The sequence below is a fragment of the Stutzerimonas decontaminans genome (assembly GCF_000661915.1).
Classification (GTDB): Bacteria; Pseudomonadota; Gammaproteobacteria; order Pseudomonadales; family Pseudomonadaceae; genus Stutzerimonas; species Stutzerimonas decontaminans.
In genome coordinates this window covers 789,024-813,364 of record NZ_CP007509.1, presented here as the reverse complement: position 1 = coordinate 813,364, position 24,341 = coordinate 789,024, and the positions used below count along the sequence as shown (strand labels likewise).

Here is a 24,341-nt window from a genome sequence, read left to right as displayed (position 1 = left end):
AGCATCGCCCCGAGGGCGGGCCTCCCACAAAAGCGGCCGGTGCACACCGAGCCCTGTGGGAGGCGCGACCTCTCAACGACTGAGAGCGAGGGCCTCTCACAAAAGTGGCCGGCACATACCGAAGCCTGTGGGAGGCGCGCCCCCGCGGCGATTGCAGGCCGCAGGGCTGCCCGAGGCCAATCCACCAGCGGACGTCTCATCACGCCGCAGGCTGGAACAGCCGCACGCTCTGCACCTCGTCGCCCTTGGCCAACTGCTCGCGCAGCAACTTCTCCTGCTGGCGGGCCTTGGCGATGGAGCGCTCCTTCACCGGGCCGTAGCCGCGGATCTGTTCCGGCAGCGCGGCGATGGCCACGGCGGTGCGGTAGTTGGTCGGCTTGAGCTGGGCCAGCAGCTCGTCCACGGTCTTCTCGTACTCGCTGATCAACTGGCGCTCGACGCGGCGGTCGTGGCCATAGCCGAACGGGTCGAGCGGCGTACCGCGCAGGAAGCGGAACTTGGCCAGCACGCCAAACAGGTTCAGCACCCACGGCCCCAGCTCGCGCTTGCGCGGTTCACCGGTGACGGGGTCACGCTTGGCCAGCCAGGCCGGGGCGAGGTGGAACTGCAGCCGGTAGTCGCCCTCGAACTGCGCCTCGAGCTGCTGGCGGAATTCCGGCTCGCTGTAGAGGCGCGCCACCTCGTACTCATCCTTGTAGGCCAGCAGCTTGAAGTAGTAGCGCGCGACGGCCTTGGACAGCGCCAGATCATCGGCGCTATCGGCATCGCGCACGCGCTCGACCAGCTGGCGGTAGCGGCGCGCCAGCCCGGCACTCTGGTAGTGGGTGAGGAAGTCCACGCGCCACTCGACGATCTCTTCCAGCGTCTTGCAGATTGGCTCGACCGCCTCGACCGGGCGCGCCAGTTGTTCCACTGCGTCCCGCTCGACTACGGCGCGACGGCCCCAGCGGAACGCCTGCAGATTCAACTTGGCGGCAACGCCATTGAGCTCGATGGCCTTCTCGATGGCCTCGGCGCTGATCGGCAGCAGCCCCTGCTGATAGGCGAAGCCGAGCAGGAACAGGTTGGTGGCGATGCTGTCGCCCAACAGCCGCGTGGCGAGGCGGGTGGCGTCGACGAAGTGGGTCTTGTCGGCACCGACCGCATCGCTGATCGCCTGGCGCATGGCGCCACCGGGCACCTGGGCATCGGGGTTGCGGGTGAACTCGGCAGTGGCGGACTCGTGGCTGTTCACCACGGCATTGCTGATCTGCTCGTTGAGGCGGGTCAGCGATTCATCGCCAGCGGCGACGATCAGGTCGCATCCGAGCAGCAGGTCGGCTTCACCGGCGGCAATGCGCACGGCGTAGATGTCGCTCTGCTTGGCGGCGATGCGCACGTGGGTGGTCACCGGGCCGAATTTCTGCGCCAGACCGGCCTGGTCGAGCACCGTGCAGCCCTTGCCTTCCAGATGCGCGGCCATGCCGAGCAGCGCGCCAAGGGTGGTCACACCGCTGCCACCGACGCCAGGAATCAGCACATTCCACGGACGATCCAGCGTTGGGTGCTGCGGCTCGGGCAATGTCGCCGCCTCGATACCGCCGGCTACGGCTTCGGGCTTGCGCAACCCGCCGCCATGCACGGTGACGAAACTCGGGCAGAAGCCCTCGACGCAGGAGAAATCCTTGTTGCAGGCGTTCTGGTCGATCTCGCGCTTGCGGCCCAGTTCGGTTTCCAGCGGCAGCACCGCCAGGCAGTTGGACTTCTCACCGCAGTCGCCGCACCCCTCGCACACCGCCGGGTTGATAAAGGCGCGCTTGGCCGGGTCTTCCATCTTGCCGCGCTTGCGCCGGCGACGCTTCTCGGTGGCGCAGGTCTGGTCATAGATGATCACCGAGACGCCCTTGAACTCACGCAGCTCACGCTGCACGGCATCCAGTTCACGGCGGTGGTGGAAGCTGGTGATCGGCGCGAAGGTATCGCGGGATGGGTACTTGTCCGGCTCGTCGCTGACCAGGGCGATGCGCTTGACGCCCTCGTGGAAGATCTGCCGGCTGAGCTGATCGACGCGCAGCTCGCCGTCGATGGGCTGGCCGCCAGTCATGGCCACGGCATCGTTGTAGAGAATCTTGTAGGTAACGTTCACACCGGCCGCGACGGCGGCGCGCACCGCCAGGCTGCCGGAGTGGAAGTAGGTGCCGTCACCGAGGTTCTGGAACATGTGCGGGGTGTCGGTGAACGGCGCCTGGCCGATCCAGTTGACACCCTCGCCGCCCATCTGGGTAAAGGTCTCGGTGCGCCGGTCCATCCACTGCACCATGTAGTGACAGCCGATGCCGGCCGAGGCGCGGCTGCCCTCGGGCACCTTGGTCGAGCTGTTGTGCGGGCAACCGGAGCAGTAGTGCGGAGTGCGCACGGTGGTGTAGCTGCGCGCGGCCAGGGCCTTTTCCTTGGCATCGAGGAAGGCCAGGCGGGTGAGGATGCTTTCGCTGGTGTAGATCGGCGCGAGGCGCTTGGCGATCACCCGGGCGATCATCGCCGGGGTCAGCTCGGAGAGGTTCGGCAGCAGCGAATTGCCCTGTTCGTCGAACTCGCCGACCACCCGCGGGCGCTTGCTGACTGGCCAGTTGTAGAGCTGCCCGGTGAGCTGGTCCTCGATGATGCTGCGCTTCTCCTCGACCACCAGAATCTCGTCCAGCCCTTGGGCGAACTCGTGCACCGAGACCGGCTCCAGCGGCCAGCTCATGCCGACCTTGAGCACGCGCAGGCCGACCGAGGCGCACAGCGCTTCGTCGAGGCCAAGGTCATCCAGCGCCTGACGCACGTCGAGATAGGATTTGCCGGTGGTGATGATGCCAAGCCGCGGATTCGGCGAATCGAGCATCACCCGGTTCAGGTTGTTGGCCCGGGCGAAGGCGCGGGCGGCGTAGATCTTGTACAGGTTGAGGCGTTTTTCCTGAGCCAACGGCGGGTCCGGCCAGCGAATGTGCACGCCGTCCTCGGGCAGTTCGAAGTCGTCCGGGATACGCGTCTGCATACGCAGCGGATCGACTTCCACCACGGCGGAGGAATCGACGTTCTCGGCAATGGTCTTCAGCGCCACCCAGCAGCCTGAGTAGCGCGACAGCTCCCAGCCGATGATGCCGTAGTCGAGGATTTCCTGAACGTTGGCCGGATTCAGCACCGGAATCGAAGCGGCGATAAAGGCATGCTCGCTCTGGTGCGGCAGCGTCGAGGACTTGCAGCCATGGTCGTCACCCGCCAGCAGCAGCACGCCGCCGTTGGGTGCAACGCCTGCCGCATTGCCGTGTTTGAACACGTCGCCGGCACGGTCGACGCCCGGCCCCTTGCCGTACCACATGGCGAACACGCCGTCGTACCTGGCGCCGGGGAACAGGTTGGTTTGCTGGCTGCCCCACACCGCGGTGGCGGCCAACTCTTCGTTGACGCCCGGCTGGAAGTGGATGGCGTGTTGCTTGAGGTAGTCGCGGGCTTCCCAGAGGCTCTTGTCCAGCCCGCCCAATGGCGAGCCGCGATAGCCGGAGATGAAGCCGCCGGTATTCAAACCACGGGCCTGATCACGCTGATGCTGCAGCATCGGCAAGCGGGTCAGCGCCTGGGTGCCGGTGAGGTACAGATGACCGGTTGCAAGCCGGTACTTGTCGTCCAGACGGATCTCGGCCAGAGACATGGGGCGCTCCTAATTTGTTGTTATCGGAGTCAGGGTGGCGTTGTTCGCTACCCGCCTGACGCAGTCATGAAGAAACCGCACGGTTGTCTCTTCATGCCGGCAATCGGCAGGGGATCACCCCACCGTCGCGTGTCGATTAACAGTCTGGCCGTGACGAAGAGAGATTTTCTTTCTACTTTTGCGGTAGAACAGCGCTTCAGTGCATGACCCATTCGCTAACAACAAGAAAACAGGCACGACCATGCAGACTTCGCCTCTAAGCAGCATCGATCGCAAGATTCTCCTGTTGCTGCAACACAACGCCGATCTCTCCGCGGCGGAAATCGCCGAGAAGGTCGAACTGTCGCAATCGCCCTGCTGGCGGCGCATCCATCGCATGCAGGAGGAAGGGCTGATCGAGCGCAAGGTCGCCCTGCTCAACCCAAAGAAGCTCGGGTTGAACATGACGGTGTTCGTCAACATCAAGCTCTCCGCCCACGGGCGCAGCAACCTCGACGAGTTCGAACGAGCGGTGGTGGGTTACCCCGAGGTGCTGGAGTGCCACACCATGGCCGGCGAGTCGGACTACCTGCTCAAGGTGGTAGCCAAGGACATCGACAGCTACGAGCGCTTCCTGCGTGATCAGCTGCTACAGCGCCCCCACGTCCAGGAAGCGCATTCGCATATCGCCATGAGCGAGGTGAAGCGCACCACGGAGTTGCCGCTGGATTGAGTCCGGCGGTTGGCTGGCGAACAGCAGCGCCTCATCCACCGCGGGTTTCGCCACGTTACGCGCGCAACCGACAGCGTGTTCCATAAGAAAAATTTAAGCGCCCGCCTCCGCTGGTCGATATTACGGCTAAGTCTGGAATGCCCCTCCGGCAGCCTCTCCCACACCCCATCATCCATTCCCTATCGGCAGCGAACACCACTGCCGGGAGCCCCAGTGCATGCTCGCCAATATCCGAATCGGACAGCGCATCGCGATCAGTATCGTGCTGTTGCTGATCGTGACCGTCACCACCCTCGCCTCCCTGTTTTTCGGCCGTTTCGAGAGCCTTCTGGCCGATGCCGAACGCCGCGAGCTGCGTAGTATCTTCGATAACGTCAGCACCACGATCGCCGCGGAAAGCCTCACGGCCGAGCGCCTTTCGGCACTGGTGGCGAGCATTCCCGAGGTTCAGCAGGCGATGGCTGAAGGTGACCGGGAGCGCCTATCGATGCTGTTCATGCCCGGCTATACAAAACTGGCGAACGACTATGGCCTGACCCAGTTCCAGTTCCACAAGGCGCCGGCGACATCCTTCCTGCGCGTGCACAAGCCAGCCCAGTACGGTGATGACCTCTCCGCGATCCGCCAGACCATCGTCAAAACCAACACCCAGCGGGCACCGGTGCGCGGAGTTGAATCCGGGGTCGCGGGGCTGGGCATTCGCGGCCTGGTGCCGATCAGTCATCAGGGGCAGCACGTGGGTTCGGTGGAGTTCGGCCTGTCCTTTGGCCAGGCGTTCTTCGACGCCTTCAAGGCGCGCTACGACGTCGACGTCGGCCTGATCCTGCGCGACGAGGCCGGCAGCTTCAAACCCTTCGCCACCACCCTCCGCAATAACGCCGCGATCAGCGAGAGTCAGCGAGCCCAGGCCTTCGCCGGGCAGGACGTGCTGTTTCAGACACAGGCCGACGGCGTGCCGGTGGCGATACTCGTCTCGGCGATTCAGGACTTCTCCGGCAAGCCCCTGGGCGTGCTAGAGGTTGCCATGGATCGCACCCGCTACGCGGACGCGCTCACAGCGATGCGTAATACCGCCCTGATCGTCGCTGGCATCGCCCTCGCCATCGGCCTGCTCGTAGCCGCCCTGGTGGCCCGCGGCATCGTCAGCCCGATCCGCGTCGCGGTCGAGGCCATGCGCGACATCGCAGCCGGCGAAGGCGACCTCACCCGCCGCCTGGACGAACGCGGGCGCAACGAGGTGGCCGAGCTGGCCGGTGCCTTCAACCAGTTCGCCGAGAAGGTCCGCCGACTGGTCAGCGAAGTGGCCGGCTCTACCACTCAGGTCGCCGCCGCAGCCGAGGAAATGTCGGCGATTACCGAAGAGTTCAACCGCGACGTCGCACAGCAGCGCCACGAGATCGAACTGGTAGCCACGGCGATGAATGAAATGACCGCCACCGTGCAGGACGTCGCGCGCAATGCCGCACAGGCCGCGGAGTCAGCCCAGGCGGCCGACCAGCAGGCCCTGCAGGGTCAGCAGATCGTGCAGCAGACGGTCAGCTCGATCGAGAACGTCTCGACCGAGGTCGAACGCACCGCCGCTGCCATCCAGCGCCTGGAAGCAGACAGCCAGAGCATCAGCGCCGTGCTGGATGTGATCCGCGGTGTCGCCGAACAGACCAACCTGCTGGCCCTGAACGCGGCCATCGAAGCGGCCCGGGCTGGCGAACAAGGTCGCGGCTTCGCCGTGGTGGCGGATGAGGTTCGCACGCTCGCCTCGCGCACCCAGCAATCGACTCTGGAGATCCAGCAGGTGATCGAGCAGCTGCAGACTGGTGCGCGGAACTCCGCCGCGGTGATGCACCAGGGTCGTGCCCAGGTGGATGCCAGCGTGCGCCAGGCCCAGCAGGCCGGCGCATCGCTGACCAGCATCACCAGCGCGGTCACCAGCATCAGCGACATGAACACCCAGATCGCCAGCGCGGCCGAGCAGCAGAGTGCGGTGGCCGACGAAATCAGCCAGAACGTGGTGAACATCAACCAGGTGGCCGATCGCGTGACCGAGTCCGCCGGCCAGACCGCCCAGGCCAGCAGCCAGCTCGCTCATCTGGCGGCGGGCTTGCAGACGCTGGTCGGGCAATTCCGATACTAAGGCCAGAGGCGCACCCCGGAGGATGACTGATCCGGGGTCAGCCGCTAGGCCCCGGGCAACCCCGTCACCCGATCCCCCGCGCGGATACCCTGCGCCTCGAACCAGCCCTGGTTGACCTCCAGCGCATAGCGCGCCGGCGCCTGCGAGCAGCGGATCTCGGTGCTCAGCGGCTCCAGGTCGATCACATCGACGATCACCCCGTCCTCGTCAAGGAACGCCGCCGACAGCGGCAGCGGCGTGTTCTTCATCCACAGGCAGTGCCGGCGCACCTCGTCGAAGCGGAACAGCATGCCGCTGTCGGCGGCCAGTTCGCTGCGGCCCATCAGGCCACGTTCACGCTCGGGCGGGGTCTGCGCATATTCGGCGTGCACTTCATGCTCACCCAGACGCAGTAGCAGAGGCCCGGCCGCCTGAACGGTGCTCGCAACCACCAGCAGTGACAGCAAAAGCGCAACACGCATCGACCAACCTCCTCAAGCGAAGCACAGCGGGAACAGCCGGGCCCGGACGCACTCATAAGCGAAGCACCGCACCCGCGCGGCGCACATAACGACAACAAGGGAGAACCCCATCGTGCTCAACAGAATAACTGCCGCCAGCGTCTATCTGGTGCAACGCTTCCTCCCCTCGCCCTTTGTCTTCGCCATCCTGCTCACGCTGATCGTGCTGATCGCCGCCATGCTCAGCACCGGTCAGGGCCTGCCGGCGATGGCGCAGCACTGGGGCAACGGCTTCTGGAACCTGCTGGCCTTCACCATGCAGATGTCGCTGATCCTGGTCACCGGCCATGCCCTGGCACGGGCCCCGGCAATCAATCGCCTGCTCGACCGCATGGCCCGCATCCCGCAGTCCCCGGGCCAGGCCATCGTGCTGGTCACACTGGTGGCGCTGGCCGGCTCCTGGATCAACTGGGGCTTTGGCCTGGTGATCGGCGCGGTGTTCGCCCGCGCGCTGGCGCGCCAGGTGCGCGGCGTTGACTATCCGCTGCTGGTGGCCTCGGCCTACTCAGGCTTCCTGATCTGGCACGGCGGCTTTTCCGGCTCAATTCCGCTGTCGCTGGCCAGCGGCGGCGCCGATCTGGAAAAGATGACCGGTGGCGCACTGACCGAGGCCATCGGCGTCGGCCAGACGCTGTTCGCCTCCTACAACCTGATCATCATCGCCGTGCTGGTGGTCGGCCTGCCGCTGCTGAACTGGGCCATGCAGCCGAAGACGCCGAAAGTGGTCGACCCGGCGCTGCTGGAGGAACCCCAGCCGAGCGACATCCCGCGGGAAACCGCCACCCAGCGCCTGGACGACAGCCGCATCCTCGGCCTGATCATGGTTGCCCTGGCGGTGCTGTTCTTCTACCAGCACTTCAGCAATAACGGTCTGGCACTGAGCCTGAACATCGTGATCTCGATCTTCCTCTTCGCCGGCCTGCTGATGCATGGCACGCCGGAGCGCTACATGCGCGCCATCGAGGAAAGCATTCGCGGCATCGCCGGCATCGTCGTGCAGTTCCCCTTCTACGCCGGGATCATGGGCATGATGGTCGGCGCCAATGCCGCTGGCGTGTCGCTCGGCCGTCAGGTCACCGACACCTTTATCGCCTGGTCGTCGGCCGAGAGCTTCCCGGTGTTGGCCTTCCTAAGCGCCGGACTGGTCAACGTCTTCGTGCCCTCCGGCGGCGGACAATGGGCGGTGCAAGGCCCGATCATGCTGCCGGCAGGTGCGGCTTTGGGCGTAGCGCCAGAGGTGACTGCAATGGCCATCGCCTGGGGCGATGCCTGGACCAACATGATCCAGCCGTTCTGGGCCCTGCCGCTGCTGGGCATCGCCGGGCTCGGCGCCCGGGACATCATGGGCTATTGCCTGCTCAGCCTGGTGTTCTCCGGCGTGGTGATCGCGGGCGGACTGTACTTCCTGACCTGATACGCCTCTGCATTCCGGACGGCGCTGCTGTCCGGAATGCTGGACGGTACTGTCCAGCGCTCCAGACATAAAGGCCGTCCATCATTCTGGACACTTACAACAAACTCCATCTAAATCAGCGAGTTGCGTATCTGGCACGGAACTCGCTAAATCACCGTGCGGCCTGTCCGCAGCCGAAACAAGAAAAACAATGCGCCTGCCGTGCAGCAGCGAGTCCCCGAATGCCCTCGGCAGCGTTCGGTCGTGCCGCACGGGGCCAGGAGATCGTCCCCGATGAGCGTCGTCATCGCCCTTGCTGCATTGGCCCTGCTGATGCTCGCCGCTTACCGCGGCTACAGTGTCATCCTGTTTGCTCCCATCGCCGCCATGGGTGCGGTGCTGCTCACCGACCCGTCCGCCGTGGCGCCAGCCTTCACCGGCATCTTCATGGAGAAGATGGTCGGCTTCATCAAGCTCTATTTTCCGGTGTTCCTGCTCGGTGCGGTGTTCGGCAAGCTGATCGAGATGTCGGGTTTTTCGCGCTCCATCGTCGCCGCGGCGATCCGCCTGCTTGGCACCAGCCAGGCGATGCTGGTGATTGTGCTGGTCTGCGCGCTGCTGACCTACGGCGGCGTATCGCTGTTCGTCGTGGTATTCGCGGTATACCCGTTCGCCGCCGAGATGTTCCGCCAGAGCAACATGCCCAAGCGGCTGATCCCGGCGACCATCGCCCTCGGCGCGTTCACCTTCACCATGACCGCCATTCCCGGCACGCCGCAGATCCAGAACATCATCCCCACCACCTTTTTCAAAACCACCACCTGGGCCGCACCCTGGCTGGGCCTGATCGGCACGATATTCGTCTTTGGCCTGGGCATGCTCTATCTCAAGTGGCAGCTCGGCAAGGCCATTGCCGCCGGCGAAGGCTACGGCACCAACCTGCGCAACGAGCCGGAGACGCCGGCCGATATCGCCATGCCCAACCCCTGGCTGGCGCTGTCGCCGCTGCTGCTGGTGCTGGTCGCCAACCTCCTGTTCACCCGCTGGATTCCCGAGTTCTACGGCACCAGCCACAGCCTGCAGCTGCCCGGCATGAGCGCACCGCTGGTGACCGAAGTGGGCAAGCTCACCGCCATCTGGGCGGTGGAAGCGGCGCTGCTGCTGGGCATCGCCCTGGTACTGGCGACCAGCTTCGGCACCCTGCGCGGCAAGCTCGCCGAGGGCAGCCGCACGGCAGTCGGTGGTTCGCTGCTGGCGGCGATGAACACCGCCTCGGAATTCGGCTTCGGCGCGGTGATCGCCTCGCTGCCGGGCTTCATCGTGGTGGCCGATGCGCTCTCGGCGATCCCCAACCCGCTGCTCAACGAAGCCATCACCGTCAACCTGTTGGCCGGCATCACCGGCTCGGCTTCCGGCGGCATGAGCATCGCCCTGGCCGCGATGGCCGACAGTTTCGTCGCTGCGGCGAATGCCGCGCAGATTCCGCTGGAAGTGCTGCACCGGGTCGCCTCGATGGCCTCCGGCGGGCTCGACACCCTGCCGCACAACGGCGCGGTGATCACCCTGCTGGCGGTCACCGGGCTGACCCACCGCGAATCCTACAAGGACATCTTTGCCATCACCCTGATCGCCACGGCCGCGGCCTTCTTCGTGATCGGCGTGTACTACGCTACCGGCATCGTCTGATGGTGGCGGCCGCTCGCCGTTATCGGCGAAGCACCACGCGATCAGCGATTGCCTTCCGACAACAAAAAAAGCAAAGGCACCGCCCTCGGGCGGTCGCCGCCAAGCGGGAGAAACCATGAACCTCACAGGCAAGACCGCACTGGTCACCGGCTCCACCAGCGGCATTGGCCTCGGGATCGCACTGAAGCTGGCCGAAGCTGGCGCCGACCTGATTCTCAACGGTTTCGGCGATGCCTCGGCAGCGCTGGCCGAAGTCGGCCGCCATGGCCGCAAGGTCGGCCACCACGGTGCTGACGTGTCCGATCCGGCACAGATCGCCGAGCTGTTCGCCTATGCCGAGCGCGACTTCGGTGGCGTCGACATCCTGGTCAACAATGCCGGCATCCAGCATGTGGCGCCGGTGGAGGAATTTCCGGTCGAACGCTGGGACGCCATCATCGCCATCAACCTGTCCTCGGCGTTTCACACCACACGCCTGGCGCTGCCCAGCATGCGCCAGCGCGGCTGGGGGCGGATCATCAATATCGCCTCGGTGCACGGGCTGGTCGGCTCGGAGCAGAAGGCCGCCTATGTCGCCGCCAAGCACGGGCTGGTCGGGCTAACCAAGGTCGTCGCGCTGGAAACCGCCACCACGCCGATCACCTGCAATGCCATCTGCCCCGGTTGGGTGCTGACCCCACTGGTACAGCAGCAGATCGACGAGCGCGCGCGGGAGAGCGGCGACGAACAGCAAGCCCGCCACGACCTGCTGGCCGAGAAGCAACCCTCGCTGGACTTCGTCACCCCTGCACAGCTGGGCGCCTTGGCGCTGTTCCTCTGCAGCGAGGCCGGTGACCAGGTGCGCGGTGCGGCATGGAACATGGACGGCGGCTGGGCGGCGCGCTGAATACGGTTTTTTGCTGACCTGCGGCAACGCACCAGAGCAAAACGCGCGCGGCCGCTTGGCAAGGGACGCCACGCTGAGGCTAGATAGCCATCATCCCTCCAGCGAATGCGCGCGCATGACCACCATCAGCAGTGAAACACCGATCAATGGCAAGTCTCCGGTGCACCTGGCGCTGCGCCGGGTGGCGATCGATACCTACCGGGAAAACGTCGCCTACCTGCACCGCGACTGTGCCGCCTGCCGCGCCGAAGGTTTCCAGGCGCTGGCCAAGGTGGAGATACGGGTCAACGGCAAGCGCATTCTGGCCAGCCTCAACCTGGTGGACGACCCGGCCATCGTCGGCTGTGACGAGCTCGGTTTGTCCGAAGATGCCTTCGCCCAGCTTGGCGCCGAAGCCGGCGTGCCGGCATCGATTTCCCAGGCTGAACCGGCGGCGTCCATTCCCGCCCTGCATCGCAAGATCGCCGGCGAACGCCTGCGCCGCGAGGACTTTCTGGCGATCATGCGCGACATCGCCGAGCACCGTTATTCGAAGATCGAGCTGACCGCCTTCGTGGTCGCCTGCAACCAGGGCGAACTGGACCGCGAGGAGGTGTTCTTCCTTACCGACGCGATGATTCAGGTCGGCCGCCGCCTGGACTGGCGCGAGCACCCTGTGGTGGACAAGCACTGCATCGGCGGCATTCCCGGCAATCGCACCTCGATGCTGGTGGTGCCCATCGTCGCCGCCCACGGCATGCTCTGCCCGAAGACCAGCTCGCGGGCAATCACCTCACCGGCCGGTACCGCCGACACCATGGAGGTGCTGGCCAACGTCGAACTGCCGTTCGAGCGCCTCTGCGAAATGGTCCGCGAAGAACGCGGCTGCCTGGCGTGGGGCGGCAGCAGCGAGCTGTCGCCGGCCGACGATGTGCTGATCGCCGTTGAGCGACCGCTGTCGATCGACTCCCCCGGGCAGATGGTCGCTTCGATCCTGTCGAAAAAGATCGCCGCCGGCTCCACCCATCTGCTGCTCGATATTCCCATCGGCCCGACCGCCAAGGTGCGTTCGATGGCCGAGGCGCAGCGCCTGCGCAAGCTCTTCGAGTTCGTTGCCTCGCGCCTGGGTCTGACGCTGGACGTGGTGATCACCGATGGCCGCCAGCCGATCGGCAACGGCATCGGCCCAGTGCTGGAAGCACGCGACGTCATGCAGGTGCTGCAGAACGACCCTGCGGCGCCGATCGACCTGCGCCAGAAGGCACTGCGCCTCGCCGGACGCATGCTGGAGTTCGATCCCGATGTGCGCGGCGGTGACGGCTATGCCATTGCCCGCGACATCCTCGACTCCGGCCGCGCACTGAAAAAGATGCATTCGATCATCGCCGCCCAGGGCAGCAAGTCCTTCGATCACAACCATCCACCACTCGCCCGCCTCAGCTTCGACGTGCTGGCCGAGCGCAGCGCGGTGGTCATCGGCATCGACAACCTGCAGCTGGCACGCATTGCGCGGCTGGCCGGCGCACCGAAGGTGCAGGGTGCCGGCGTGGACATTCTGCGCAAGCTCGGCGAACCGGTGCAGGCTGGTGACTGTCTGTATCGCGTTTACGCGGATTTTCCCGCCGACCTCGCCTTCGCCCGCCAGGCCACCGAGCGCGCCAGCGGCGTCAGCCTCGGCAGTGCCGACCAGGTTCCCAGTGTTTTCGTGGAGTTCTGATGCAAAGCCAGCTGCTGTATTTCGATGATGAGCGCGCCGCCGCCCTGCGCCTGGCCGAAGCCTCTGGCCTGACCGCCGCCGCAATCGAGCGCCACCGCTTTCCCGATGACGAACTGCGCCTGCGCCTGCCGCTGGCCGACGGCGAAGCGATCGCCGAGCAGCTGGTGCTCTACCGCGGCCTCGATCATCCCAACGAGAAGCTGGTCGAGCTGCTGCTGATCGCGGGCGAGGCGCGCCGTCTGGGTGCCAAGCGCCTGATTCTGGTCACGCCCTATCTGGCCTACATGCGTCAGGATATCGCCTTCAACCCGGGCGAGGTGGTCAGCCAGCGGGTGATCGGCCAGCTGCTGGCCGGGCAGTTCGACGGACTGATCACCGTCGATCCGCACCTGCACCGCGTTGCCACCCTGCAGGAAGCGGTGCCGGTGGAAGATGCCGTCACCCTCTGCGCGGCACCGGCACTGGCACGGCTGGTAGCCGAACGCCATCCCGACGCCCTGCTGATCGGCCCGGACGCCGAGGCGCTGCAATGGATCGAGGCGGCGGCCGCCGAGCACGGTTTCGCCCATGGCGTGTGCAGCAAGGTGCGCCACGGCGACCATGACGTGGACATCGCCCTGCCGTCGCTGGAGTTTGTCGGTCGCCATGTGGTGCTGCTCGATGACGTCGCCAGCTCCGGCCGCACCCTCGCCCAAGCCGCGGAGAAGCTGCTCGCTGCCGGTGCCGCCTCGGTCGACGTGGCCGTGACCCATGCGCTGTTTGCCGGCGATGCGCTGCAGGTTATACGCGACGCCGGCGTCGGCCATGTCTGGAGCACCGACTGCATCGCCCATGAAAGCAACGCGGTCAGCATGGCGGCGCAGCTGGCCGAGGCGCTTCGACCGCTGCTGCGCTGAGGCGATGCGCAACGGCGCATGTCGCGCCGATGCCGTCTCTCCCACCCGGGCGAGGCGCTGCCGCTTCCCACCCCGACCAGAGCAACGTAACGCTGCGCCGCCTGCTAGCTCAGGGGTTCACGCCCCGGCGGCCTGCGCCCGTCCGGCCGCGGCGACTTCCTCGCCAGCGCCTTGCAGCAGTTTCCACAGCCAGCTCGGCAGGGTGTCGGGATCGAGGCTGTCGATCAGATTCTTGATTGCCAGGCCCAGCTCGGTATCGCCCTCGATGACCAGCCGGCGGCGAAAGAACAGCGTATCCGGGTCTTCCTGACGGCTGGCCAACAACAGGAATTCGCGCCAGTTGCCGCGAATGGTCACTTCCACCGGAGCCTGCGCGGCGATGCGCAGCTGCTCGCGTTCGCAGGTCAGGCACCAGGCGAGACCGAGGTCGGCGACCTCCAGTCTCATCCAGTGGCCATCGAGCACATCGAAGGCGCCGTCGCTCAGCGCTTCGGCAAACACCTGATTGAGGCTGCGCTCCAGGGCCAGGCGCTGCAGCAGGAATGGCGTCTTGGCCGCAAGCGGCAGCAGGCGCCCGCCGAGATTCACCAGATGGGCACGTGGGTTCAGCATAAGCCAGCCTCCTCGGCGCGCAGCATGCCCGGCTGGCCATGCCAATAACCATTGCAACCGTCCACCGCCAGCGGCGGCAATGCACCCTTACGCACCGCGTCGAAGGCGCCGATCACCTCTTCCATACCAGCGGCACGCGGGCTCAGGCGCAGCAGATCGGCACCGCTGTCGACCAGCCCCGCGTAGTCGGCAAGCAGGTTGCTGACCGCCGCGGACATGGTCTGAATGCCGTTTATGGTGAACAGCGCCTCGCCTTCCTGGCTCAGCAGCGGAATCCCCTCTGGGTAGTTCTGGCAGCAGAACTGGCAATCGTCCTTGGGCCGGTTCTCGGCGCGCGCGGTGAAGCAGCGCGCCGAATAGGCCAGTGGCAGATGACCGTAGGCGAAGATCTCGATTTCCGGCAGCGCCACGTCCAGCTCCTGCAGCTGCGTGCGAGCGCTCTTGATCAGCTTGCCGGAGGCTTCCACCGGTGGCACCCAGCGAGTCATCCCGCTGGCCACCAACTCGGCCAGCGCATGACCGTTATAGAGGTTGAGCGCCGGACCGCCGACGAAGGGCAGCTTGCGCTCGGACATCAGCTGCACCGCGCCCATGTCGTTGGCTTCGACCAGCAGCTCGCCGTTGTCGCAAAGGCGACGCAGGCTGGACAGCTCGGAAGCAGCCTCGACCAGGGTCAGGCCGGACAGCACCAGTTGCGCCGAGGAGGCTTCCGACAGGTCGCGAGCCAAGCCCAGCCAGTCGTCGAGCATCATCGCGCGGCGCTTGGAGCAAACGGTTTCGCCGAGGTAGATCACGTCCAGCGGCTGCTCCGCCATGTTGGCGTAGAAGTCCAGCGTCTGCTGGCGATCCCAATAGAACAGCACCGGACCCAGAGAAAGTTTCATGCGTGGCTCCTCGTTCATTGCCAGGCCCGGTGGTAGGCACCCAGGGTGGTCTGCGAGCCTTCGGAAAGGCCGTCCAGCACCTGCCGCCAGCCGGGCTCGACCGCATAGCGCTGCGGTGCCTTGAGGTAGCTGTCCAGCGCGGCGCGCCAGACGCGGGTGACCTGTTCGACGTAGGCCGGGCTGCGCTGGCGGCCCTCGATCTTCATCGCGGTGACACCAATGGCGGCGAGCTCGGGGATCAGGTCCAGGGTGTTCAGGCTGGTCGGCTCCTCCAGCGCGTGGAAACGCTGGCCGTTGACCATGAAGCGGCCCTTGCACAGCGTCGGGTAGCCGGCCGACTCGCCTTCGGCGTAGCGGTCGATCAGTACGTTGTTGAGGCGCGAGGTCAGCCCTTCCGGCTCCTCGCTCCAGCGCACCGCCTTGGCCGGCGAGCAGACGCCGCAGAGATTGGGTGATTCACCGGTGAGATAAGAAGACAGATGGCAACGCCCCTCGGCCATGATGCACAGACTGCCGAAGGCAAACACTTCGATCGGCACCGGACTACTGGCGGCGACCTGCTTGACCTGCTTGAGCGAAAGGACCCGCGGCAGCACCGCGCGGTTGATGCCGTAGCGCTCCTGGTAAAAACCCAGCGCCGCTGCATTGGTCGCCGAGCCCTGTACCGACAGATGCAGATTGAGTTTGGGATGACGCTTGCTGGCGTAGCCGAGCACACCCGGGTCGGCGGCGATCAGCGCATCTACGCCCATGTCGGCGGCCTGATCGACGGCGCGCTGCCAGCGGTTCCACCCATCGGGCTGGGCATAGGTATTGACCGCGATATACAGCTGGCGGCCCTTCTCGCGAATCAGCTGCAGCCCCTTTTCGAGCTGCTTTTCATCGAGATTGAGACCGGCGAAATGGCGGGCGTTGGTGTCGTCGCGAAATCCGACGTAGATGGCATCGGCGCCCTGCTGGACGGCGGCTTTGAGCGCAGGCAGGCTTCCTGCCGGGCAGACCAGGTGCATGACAACTCCTAGACATTCGGGTACCCGCGCCACGCACCAGTGGCGCGGCGGTCGTTCGGCTGAACGGAAAACAGCCGGCAGTCTAGGCAGCTGACCAATGGCCAGCATTGATAGGGGTCAAGATTGCTCGGACGTTGCGCCTGCGACGAAACGCAGCAGCAAGGTGCGCGTCAGCAGCGCCGTTCCAGGCAGAGCAACGGGTTCAAATGCCCTCGTCGCCCTCGAACTCCTCGGTGGCACGGGCAACCATCTGCCGCCATGCGCCAGACTCTTCACCCAGCAGGCGAATGGCCTTGAGGCTCGCGGCAAAAGCGTCACGGTAGTGCAGCGGATTGTTCTCGCTGGCGGCGCGCTCGGCAAAAGTCTGCGCCTCGCTCAACAGCGCTTCGAATTGGTTCTGGTCCAGGGCCATTGGGCTCTCCTCGGGTGGTGATGTGAGGTTAGACCATGGCGCGGCGCCGGCGACTCTCGCCGGCCGACGGGCGCTACTTGAGCCTCAGTCGCCGCGCCAGCTTGTGCAGATTGCTCGGATCGACATCCAGCAACCGCGCCGCCTGCGCCCAGTTCTCGCCGCTGGCCTCCAGCGCCCGGATGATGGCCTGACGCTGCGCGGCATCGACGCTCTGCCGCAGCGGCATGACCTCGTCAGTCGGCGCCGGCGTCTCGTCCACGTGGGTCGGCTGCATGCCGGCGGCGTGGTTATCCAGATCCAGAAGGTCGGGCTCGAGGGTGAGAATCTCGCTGCGCGACGCGCCACGGCTGAGCAAACGCAGCGCCGCGCGGCTGACGACGTGCTCCAGCTCGCGCACGTTGCCCGGCCAGGAGTAAGCCAGCAGGGCACGCTCGGCGGCCGGCGACAGACGCATGCTGCGCAGGCCCAGGCGTGCGCGATTGAGTTCGAGGAAGTGCCCGGCAAGGATCAGCACATCGTTGCCACGCTCGCGTAACGGCGGAATCGGCGCCGGATAGACCGACAGCCGGTGATAGAGATCGGCACGGAAATGGCCGTCGCGCACGCTTTCGCGCAGGTTGCGATTGGTCGCGGCGATGATGCGCACATCCACCTGCCGCGGCTTGTCGGCACCAAGGCGCTGGATCTCGCCATTCTGCAGGGTGCGCAGCAGCTTGGCCTGTACCGTCAGCGGCAGTTCGCCGACTTCATCGAGCAGCAGCGTGCCGCCATTGGCGGCATCGAAGCGACCGGGGCGATCGGTGGTGGCACCGGAGAACGCGCCTTTGACGTGGCCGAACAGTTCGCTCTCGGCCAGGGATTCGGGCAGTGCCGCGCAGTTGACGTGCACCAGGGGCTTGTTGCGCCGCCGCGAATGCCGATGCAGCCAGCGCGCGAACAGTTCCTTGCCGACCCCGGTCTCGCCCAGCAGCAGCACCGGCAGCTCGGAATCGGCCACCACCTGCAGTTCACGCAGCAGCTCGCGGATCACATCGCTTTGGCCAAGAATTTCACCGTCACCATGCTCCAGCGTGGTTTCCATCACGTCGCTGCGCGCCAGGCGCAGGCCGCGATTCTCATGCTCCAGGCGGGTAACCCGTACGGCGGCTTCGATCACCAGGGTGTAGCGCTGCAGGTCGCGCCGGGCATCGTCATCGAAGGTGCCGGCGTGCAGCGCATCCAGGGTCAGTGCGCCCCAGAGCTTACCCTCGACATACAGACTGACACCCATGCAGTCGTGCACCGGCAACGGTTCGCCGATATGCGCGTCGAGCAGGCCGTCGTAAGGGTCCGGCAGGCGGCTATCCGGCTCGAACCAGGTCGGCTCACGCTGCGAGAGAATTGCCGCCAGCCGCGGGTGCTGGGCGATGACGAAACGCCGACCGAGCGCTTCCTGCACCAGCCCAACCGCAGCCAGCGGACGCAAGCTGTCCTCGTCGAGCCGCAGCAGCACCACTGCGCCACAGCGGAAGTGCTGTTGCAGGGTATGCACCAGGCGTTGCAGGCGCACGGCGTTGGGGAGCTCTGTGGTCAGGTCGGCAAGCAAGGCGTCAGCCATCATCATGGTTTTGATTACCCTCCGGGTTTTTCGCACCATAACCGCTTCGGGTAGTTTCCACCACCCACCGGCCGCATCCGCCTGTTTTCGCGGGCCGGGCGCCTGGCACGGCGGTTGCGATGGTTAGTCCAAGCACACTCATCAGGACTGTTGCGCATGACTACCGCCCTAATCGACCAGACCCTCGGCAGCCTCGCATCCTCAATGCCAGGCGCCACCCGGGTATTTCGCCAATACCGCCTGGACTTCTGCTGCGGCGGGGATCTGCCGCTTCGCGAAGCCGCACAGCGAATCGGTGTCGACCCGCAGACCATCGCCGATACGTTGCTCGCCCTTGAGCCGGACACCGAGGAACAGGACTGGCGCAACGCGTCGGCCAGCCAGCTGATCGAGTACCTGCTGGCGCGCTTTCACGAGCGGCACCGCGACCAGTTTCCCGAGCTGATTCGCCTGGCCAGCCGCGTCGAGCAGGTGCATGGCAGCCGCCCGGAATGCCCCAACGGACTCGCCGAACACCTGTGGAACATGCAGCAGGAGCTCGAGAGTCACATGCTCAAGGAGGAGCAGATCCTCTTTCCGATGCTGCAGCGCGGCATGGGCTTCCCGCAGGCACAGGGGCCGATCTCCGTCATGCGCTATGAGCATCAGGAGCATGGCAACGCGCTGGAGCGGCTGGCGGCGCTGACCAACGACATCACCCCGCCGAGCAACGCCTGCAATACCTGGCGCGCGCTGTATCGCGGGCTGGAGGAGTTGCGCAGCGATCTGATGCAGCACATCCATCTGGAGAACAACGTGCTGTTTCGCAACGCCGAAACGCCCGCGCCGATTCCCACCGCGCCGAGCGCCGAACAGCTTGAGGAGGTCCGCCCGTGAAGCAGTATCTGCAACCGGTCGCCTGGGGCGTGGCAATGGCGTGCATCGTTGCGCTGGCGAGCAATTTCGCCCTGAGCATGGTGATCAGCACCGCACAGGCTGCAACCACTCACGACCACAGTCACCATGTCGCGCCAGCCGCGGCGGAGGTCAAGCCGGGTCAACGCTGGGCCACCGACGCAGCCTTGCGGGAGGGCATGACGCGTATACACGAGGCCGTGCAACGGAACATTCCGGGCGATCCGCGCCAGCCACTCGGCGACGAGTCGGCCGCGGCGCTGCAGCGCGATATCGAAGCGGCAACCAGCTACCTCATCGCCAACTGCCAGTTGCCGGAAGCGGCAGACGCCGCGCTACACGGGTTGCTGATCGAGCTACTCAAGGGCGCCGAAGCGCTTTCCGAAGCCGAGCAGCGCGAACAAGGTCTGCAGCGCATCCTCGCCGCACTCGACCATTATCCGCAGATGTTCGCTGAACCGGTCTGGCGTGACGGATTCGTCGCCCATCTGCACTGATCGTGCAGCACAGCGCGCGCTCAATATCGGTCAGACCTTGACGTTCATCAAGGTCTGGCCTGCGCCATGGTCAATACATGCGCTAGGCTGAAGGCCGACGTTTGTTGTTGTTCAATTGAAACAGGACGCCTTGCATGGTGCTTCACCGCGTACATCACCAGATCCTCCGCAGCCATCACCTGTTCGAACCGCTCAACGAAGAGCAGATGGAAGAACTGCTCAATGCCAGCCAGCTGCTCAATCTCGATAAGGGCGACAACCTGTTCCACCAGGGCGAGCCGGCACACAACTTCTACTTCGTCATCTCCGGCGCCGTGAAGGTCTACCGCCTGACCCCGGATGGCCAGGAGAAAGTCTTCGAGGTCATCGGCAATCGGCAGACTTTCGCCGAAGCCATGATGCTGATGGACACCCCGAACTATGTGGCATCGGCGCAGGCGGTCTGCCCGTCGCAGGTCTACCGCTTCTCCAACGCGGCCTACATGCGGCTGCTGGAAGCCAACCAGCGGTTGACCTTCGCCCTGCTCGGCAAGCTCTGCGTGCGCCTGCACCAGCGAATCAACGAGATCGAAACGCTGTCGTTGAAGAACGCCACGCACCGCGTGGTGCGCTATCTACTGACGCAATTGGCGCGGGTAAAGGACGGCAGCAACAGCTTCGAGCTGCCGATGGCCAAGCAGCTGGTGGCCGGGCACCTGTCGATCCAGCCGGAAACCTTTTCGCGGATCATTCGGCGCCTGATCGACGAGGCCATCATCACCCAGGAAGGCCGGCAGATCGCCATCCTCGATCGTCAGCGACTCGAGCAGTTCGAGTGAGTTGATCGTCGTCAAAGCCCGCGGCTTCCCCGCAGTGTCAGGCTCTACCGACCGAGAGGAATAGCGCCATGCCCAAATGCCTGTACTGCCAGCAGGACAACCCGCCGAAAGAAGCCGAGTGCAGTAACTGCGGCATGCCGCTGCCGGAACACGCCGACGGCGCCCCGGAGCGCCGGCAACGGCGCTTCCTGTGGTTCTGCATCGGCCTCAGCATCTTCTGCGCGGTGATGATCGTCTGGTTGCCGCGTCATCTGTTCTGACTGCCTTCCCGACAACGCATAGCCCGTAGGGTGGATCACGCTTCACCGATCCACGGGGTGGCCGTCCACCGAGCGATATGCACGGTGGATGTGAAAAGCGACATCCACCCTACATGCCACCCTGACCGTCGAATCAACGAATCCCGTCGGGCGTAGGGTGGATCGCGCTTCACCGATCCACGGGTGGCCGTCCACCGAACGATGTGCACGGTGGATGTAAAAGCGACATCCACCCTACATGCCACCCTGACCGTCGACCCAACGAATCCCGTCGGGCGTAGGGTGGATCGCGCTTCACCGATCCACGGGGTGGCCGTCCACCGAACGGTGTGCACGGTGGACGTGAAAAGCGACATCCACCCTACGCCACCGTCACGCCTCGCTGGCCGGGCTATTACGGCTGGGTCAGCTGCTTGTACAGCTGCGGCAGGCGGAACGGCAGCTGCTGTGGCTCCTTGATCAGCGTGTAACCATTGGCGCCGAACATGTACGGCAGGTAGTCGCCGGCTTCGCGGTCGATGGTGATGCAGAACGGCAGCAGACCCTGCTTGCGTGCTTCCATCACTGCCTGGCGGGTGTCTTCGACGCCGTAACGGCCTTCGTAGAGGTCCAGGTCATTCGGCTTGCCGTCAGTCACCAGCAGCAACAGCTTGCGCCGCTGCTTGCAGTTGCCCAGCAGCTCGGTGGCCTGGCGGATCGCGGCACCCATGCGGGTGTAATAGCCAGGCTTGAGTGCCTGGATACGGCCGCGGGTTTCGTCGCCATAGGGCTGACGGAAGCTCTTCAGCTCCTGCATGCGCACCTGCTGGCGACGCAGCGAGGAGAATCCGTACAGCGCGAAAGGGTCGCCGACCGCGGACAGCGCCTCGCCGAACAGCAGCAGGCTGTCCATCACCACGTCGATCACCCGATGCTCGTTGTCCAGGTGCGCGTCGGTGGACATGGACAGGTCGGCCAGCAGCAGGCAGGCCAGGTCGCGGCGATTCTGCCGCTGCTCCATGAACAGGCCGCGCTCGGCGCACTGGCCATTCTGCCGCTCGACGTGAAAGTCCAGCCAGGCCTGCATGTCCAGCTCCGAACCCTGCGGTTGCTGACGCAGCCACTGGCGGTCGTTGCGCAGGTGCTCGAACTGCCGGCGCAGGCGTCGCGCCAGCGGCGACAGGTGCAGCGGCAACGGCTTGGCCTCGGCGCCGCGGGGCAGCATCAGCTGCAGGTTGACGAAATCCTTCTGCAGGCACTGCTTGCGATAGTCCCACTCGGGCAGCTTGATGCCTTCGCCCAGCGGCACATCGTCGAAATCCGCGGCCGGCAGGTCCAAATCCAGCTTGAGCCCGCCGCCCTGGCGCATGCGCTGACGCGACAGCGCCAGCTCGTCGAGATCCTCGGCGACACGGGCCGCGTCGAGGTCCTCGGTGTCATCGCCGCAGCGATCCAGTTCGATGTGCTCGGACCAGCTGAACAGGTTCTCCAGACGGAACAGCAGCAGGCCGCCCTTGCTCGAGCTCTCGTCCACCCGCCGGGCGCGCTTGCGCTGACGCGACTCGCCGCCGGGCGGGGTTTCCAGGTTGCCCTCGCCTTCTTCGGCGCGGGCGGCGGCCTGGGGTTCACCAAGGTTGTCGGCCGGATACAGCCACAGCGGCAGCGGCCAGGGCGCGCGCTCGCTGCGCGGGAACTGGCTGACGCTGCCCGGCTCGCGCAGGGCCTGGCACAGCGCCGCTTCCAGCGCGGCCTCGGCCTTGGGCAGCTGGCTCGGGTCCGGGCGCAGCTGCAGATGGGCCTCGACCAGACGCTGATAGCGCGGGCGCATGGCCGGAAAATGTTCAAGGATTGCCTGCGTCCAGCGCTGGTTGTCGCGCGCCCAGTGGCGCATCGGCCCGGCCTGCGCGGCGAGCAGCGCCAGCCAGCGATACAGATCCTGGTTCAGCGAGACTTCCGGGTAGACCGCCAGGCTCTGCGGCAGCCGCAGGTTGCTGGCGTCGCACCAGGCCACCGGCAGTTGTTTGCAGGTGCCGGCGACCTGTTGCAGCAGGTTGCGCCTGAGCAGCAGATCCCGTGCGCTGGCGGCTTCGACGCCGACGCCGCTGGCGCCGCCCATGGCACGGAACAGCAGCGACAGCGGCCGCTGCATGCTTTCCAGATCGACCCGCGCCTCCGGGAAATCCGGGTTGGCGCGACGGGTGATGAAGCGGTGCCAGACACTACCGACCCACTCTTCCACTTCGATGGTAAAGGCCATGGCGGTTACTCCGTGCAGGCACTGAAAAAGCAAAACGGCCCGCTGTTACCAGCCGGGCCGTCGGTCCTCATTGCGACGCGTCTCAGGCCGCGGCGGCAGCGGCTGCTACGACCGGTACCCGACCGCGCTGGCGGAAGCTGTACAGGTAGCAGACCAGGCCGATCAGGAAGAACACCCCGGCGACCAAACGCAGCCAGAAGAAGATGGCCAGCTGATCAGCGGTATTCATGAACGACATGGCAGCGCCGTCGGCAGGGATCCGCTGCAGCCACACCTGCACCACGCCGGCTGCGGTGAGGAACAGGGTGATCGCGACCATGGAGATGGTCATCAGCCAGAAGCCCCAGACCTCGATGCGCTGAGCGCGTGCATCCGGTGCTTCGCCCAGGCCACGCAGACGCGGCATGGCGTAGCTGATCATGGTCATCACGATCATCGCGTAGGCACCGTAGAAGGCCAGGTGGCCGTGTGCGGCAGTCAGCTGCGAACCGTGGGTGTAGTAGTTCACCGGAGCCAGGGTGTGCAGGAAGCCCCACACGCCGGCACCGAGGAAGGCAGTCACGGTGGTGCCGATGGCCCACAGCGAAGCGGCCTTGTTCGGATGCTCGCGGCGGCGACGGTTAACCATGTTCAGGGCGAACAGCACCATGGCGAAGAACGGCAGCGGCTCTAGAGCGGAGAAGATCGAGCCCAGCCACAGCCACACGGTCGGTGCGCCGATCCAGAAGAAGTGGTGACCCGTGCCGATGATGCCGGTGATCAGCGCCATGGCGATGATCACGTACAGCCACTTCTCGACCACTTCGCGGTCCACGCCGGTGATCTTGATCAGGACGAAGGCCAGCATCGAACCCATGATCAGTTCCCAGACGCCTTCCACCCACAGATGCACGACGAACCACCAGTAGTACTTGTCGCGTGCCAGGTTCTCAGGGTTGTAGAAGGAGAACAGGAAGAACACCGCGAGGCCGATCAGACCGGTCATCATCACCGTGCTGACCACGGTCTTGCGACCCTTGAGCATGGTCATGCCGATGTTGTAGAGGAAGCCCAGGGCGACCACCACGATGCCGATCTTGGTGATCGTTGGCTGCTCGAGGAACTCGCGTCCCATGGTCGGCAGCAATTCGTTCTTGGTCATCTCCGCCAGCCCCGCGTAGGGCACGAACAGGTAACCGAGAATGGTCAGCACGCCGGCAGCGGCAAACACCCAGAACAGGATGATGGCCAGTTTCGGACTGTGCAGCTCGCGGTCCGCTTCCTCGGGAATGAGGTAGTAGGCCGCACCCATGAAGCCGAACAGCAGCCAGACGATCAGCAGGTTGGTGTGAACCATCCGCGCCACGTTGAACGGCAGCAGCGGGAACAGGAAGTCCCCAATGACGTACTGCAGCCCCATGATCAGACCGAACAGGATCTGACCGACGAACAGGATCAGCGCAAACACGAAGTAGGGTTTGGCGACCGCCTGCGATTGGAATTTGAGATGCGGATTGATGATGCTCATCTCGTGGCCCCTCCAGTGAAATCGGAAACAAAGACGTTCATCAC

General features: G+C 65.3%; 20 protein-coding genes. 11 read left to right on the top strand and 9 right to left on the bottom strand.

Going from position 1 to position 24,341, the window contains the following annotated elements:
- Positions 1-199 precede the first annotated feature (199 nt).
- Positions 200-3,670 carry an indolepyruvate ferredoxin oxidoreductase family protein gene (locus UIB01_RS03690; RefSeq protein ID WP_038656981.1) on the bottom strand — a complete coding sequence of 1,157 codons (3,471 nt, stop codon included), beginning with the start codon at positions 3,668-3,670 and terminating at the stop codon, positions 200-202.
- A gap of 241 nt (positions 3,671-3,911) precedes the next feature.
- Between UIB01_RS03690 and UIB01_RS03685 the strand changes: the two genes are divergently transcribed.
- Both UIB01_RS03685 and UIB01_RS03680 read left to right on the top strand, forming a co-directional pair.
- On the top strand, positions 3,912-4,382 hold the full coding sequence (locus tag UIB01_RS03685) for an Lrp/AsnC family transcriptional regulator (RefSeq protein WP_038656979.1): 471 nt from the start codon (positions 3,912-3,914) through the stop codon (positions 4,380-4,382).
- A 217-nt stretch (positions 4,383-4,599) separates the two neighbouring features.
- Complete coding sequence (locus UIB01_RS03680) at positions 4,600-6,513, top strand: methyl-accepting chemotaxis protein (RefSeq protein WP_038656977.1); 1,914 nt, start codon at positions 4,600-4,602, stop codon at positions 6,511-6,513.
- Between the two features lie 44 nt (positions 6,514-6,557).
- Here the strand turns inward: UIB01_RS03680 and UIB01_RS03675 are convergent, their stop codons facing one another.
- A complete protein-coding gene (locus UIB01_RS03675; RefSeq protein WP_038656975.1) occupies positions 6,558-6,974 on the bottom strand; it encodes a DUF192 domain-containing protein in 417 nt (138 codons plus the stop codon).
- A 112-nt stretch (positions 6,975-7,086) separates the two neighbouring features.
- Here UIB01_RS03675 and UIB01_RS03670 point away from each other — a divergent pair, with 112 nt between their 5' ends.
- The 5 genes from UIB01_RS03670 (at position 7,087) to UIB01_RS03650 (ending at position 13,570) form a co-directional block, all read left to right on the top strand.
- On the top strand, positions 7,087-8,427 hold the full coding sequence (locus tag UIB01_RS03670; protein ID WP_038656973.1) for a short-chain fatty acid transporter: 1,341 nt from the start codon (positions 7,087-7,089) through the stop codon (positions 8,425-8,427).
- 273 nt (positions 8,428-8,700) lie between these two features.
- On the top strand, positions 8,701-10,092 hold the full coding sequence (locus UIB01_RS03665; RefSeq protein ID WP_038656971.1) for a GntP family permease: 1,392 nt from the start codon (positions 8,701-8,703) through the stop codon (positions 10,090-10,092).
- Between the two features lie 115 nt (positions 10,093-10,207).
- A complete protein-coding gene (locus UIB01_RS03660) occupies positions 10,208-10,978 on the top strand; it encodes a 3-hydroxybutyrate dehydrogenase (RefSeq protein ID WP_038656969.1) in 771 nt (256 codons plus the stop codon).
- A gap of 115 nt (positions 10,979-11,093) precedes the next feature.
- A complete protein-coding gene (locus UIB01_RS03655) occupies positions 11,094-12,674 on the top strand; it encodes a thymidine phosphorylase family protein (protein ID WP_038656967.1) in 1,581 nt (526 codons plus the stop codon).
- Positions 12,674-13,570: a ribose-phosphate diphosphokinase gene (locus UIB01_RS03650; RefSeq protein ID WP_038656965.1), complete on the top strand. Its 897-nt coding sequence runs from the start codon at positions 12,674-12,676 to the stop codon at positions 13,568-13,570. The genes UIB01_RS03655 and UIB01_RS03650 overlap by 1 nt, the downstream gene beginning before the upstream one ends.
- A 117-nt stretch (positions 13,571-13,687) precedes the next feature.
- On the opposite strand, the gene ubiT is transcribed toward UIB01_RS03650, so the two are convergent.
- From ubiT to norR, 5 genes are all read right to left on the bottom strand, one after another.
- The gene (gene ubiT, locus UIB01_RS03645; protein ID WP_038656963.1) at positions 13,688-14,182 is read right to left on the bottom strand and encodes a ubiquinone anaerobic biosynthesis accessory factor UbiT; all 495 of its coding nucleotides are present in this window, start codon (positions 14,180-14,182) and stop codon (positions 13,688-13,690) included.
- Entirely contained in the window at positions 14,176-15,066 is an 891-nt protein-coding gene (locus UIB01_RS03640) for a U32 family peptidase (protein WP_038656961.1), read from the bottom strand. The genes ubiT and UIB01_RS03640 overlap by 7 nt, the downstream gene beginning before the upstream one ends.
- 14 nt (positions 15,067-15,080) lie before the next feature.
- On the bottom strand, positions 15,081-16,076 hold the full coding sequence (gene ubiU, locus UIB01_RS03635; RefSeq protein ID WP_038656959.1) for a ubiquinone anaerobic biosynthesis protein UbiU: 996 nt from the start codon (positions 16,074-16,076) through the stop codon (positions 15,081-15,083).
- A 202-nt stretch (positions 16,077-16,278) separates the two neighbouring features.
- Complete coding sequence (locus UIB01_RS03630) at positions 16,279-16,488, bottom strand: hypothetical protein (RefSeq protein WP_038656957.1); 210 nt, start codon at positions 16,486-16,488, stop codon at positions 16,279-16,281.
- A 73-nt stretch (positions 16,489-16,561) separates the two neighbouring features.
- Positions 16,562-18,088, bottom strand: a complete 1,527-nt coding sequence (gene norR / locus UIB01_RS03625; RefSeq protein ID WP_038665381.1) for a nitric oxide reductase transcriptional regulator NorR — start codon at positions 18,086-18,088, stop codon at positions 16,562-16,564.
- Positions 18,089-18,241: 153 nt separating this feature from the next.
- Here norR and ytfE point away from each other — a divergent pair, with 153 nt between their 5' ends.
- The 4 genes from ytfE to UIB01_RS03605 all read left to right on the top strand — a co-directional run bounded on the left by ytfE (position 18,242) and on the right by UIB01_RS03605 (position 20,554).
- Positions 18,242-18,961 (top strand): iron-sulfur cluster repair protein YtfE, encoded by a 720-nt coding sequence (gene ytfE, locus UIB01_RS03620; RefSeq protein WP_038656955.1) that lies wholly within the window; start codon positions 18,242-18,244, stop codon positions 18,959-18,961.
- A complete protein-coding gene (locus tag UIB01_RS03615) occupies positions 18,958-19,476 on the top strand; it encodes a hypothetical protein (RefSeq protein ID WP_038656953.1) in 519 nt (172 codons plus the stop codon). Before ytfE ends, UIB01_RS03615 begins: the two co-directional genes overlap by 4 nt.
- 134 nt (positions 19,477-19,610) lie before the next feature.
- On the top strand, positions 19,611-20,294 hold the full coding sequence (locus tag UIB01_RS03610; RefSeq protein WP_003279689.1) for a Crp/Fnr family transcriptional regulator: 684 nt from the start codon (positions 19,611-19,613) through the stop codon (positions 20,292-20,294).
- Positions 20,295-20,362: 68 nt separating this feature from the next.
- Positions 20,363-20,554 carry a hypothetical protein gene (locus UIB01_RS03605; RefSeq protein ID WP_038656951.1) on the top strand — a complete coding sequence of 64 codons (192 nt, stop codon included), beginning with the start codon at positions 20,363-20,365 and terminating at the stop codon, positions 20,552-20,554.
- Between the two features lie 394 nt (positions 20,555-20,948).
- Here UIB01_RS03605 and UIB01_RS03600 read toward each other — a convergent pair whose 3' ends face one another.
- Both UIB01_RS03600 and UIB01_RS03595 read right to left on the bottom strand, forming a co-directional pair.
- Positions 20,949-22,790, bottom strand: coding sequence for a nitric oxide reductase activation protein NorD (locus UIB01_RS03600; RefSeq protein WP_038656949.1), 1,842 nt, complete (start codon positions 22,788-22,790; stop codon positions 20,949-20,951).
- 82 nt (positions 22,791-22,872) lie between these two features.
- The gene (locus UIB01_RS03595) at positions 22,873-24,297 is read right to left on the bottom strand and encodes a cbb3-type cytochrome c oxidase subunit I (RefSeq protein ID WP_038656947.1); all 1,425 of its coding nucleotides are present in this window, start codon (positions 24,295-24,297) and stop codon (positions 22,873-22,875) included.
- Between the last annotated feature and the right edge of the window lie 44 nt (positions 24,298-24,341).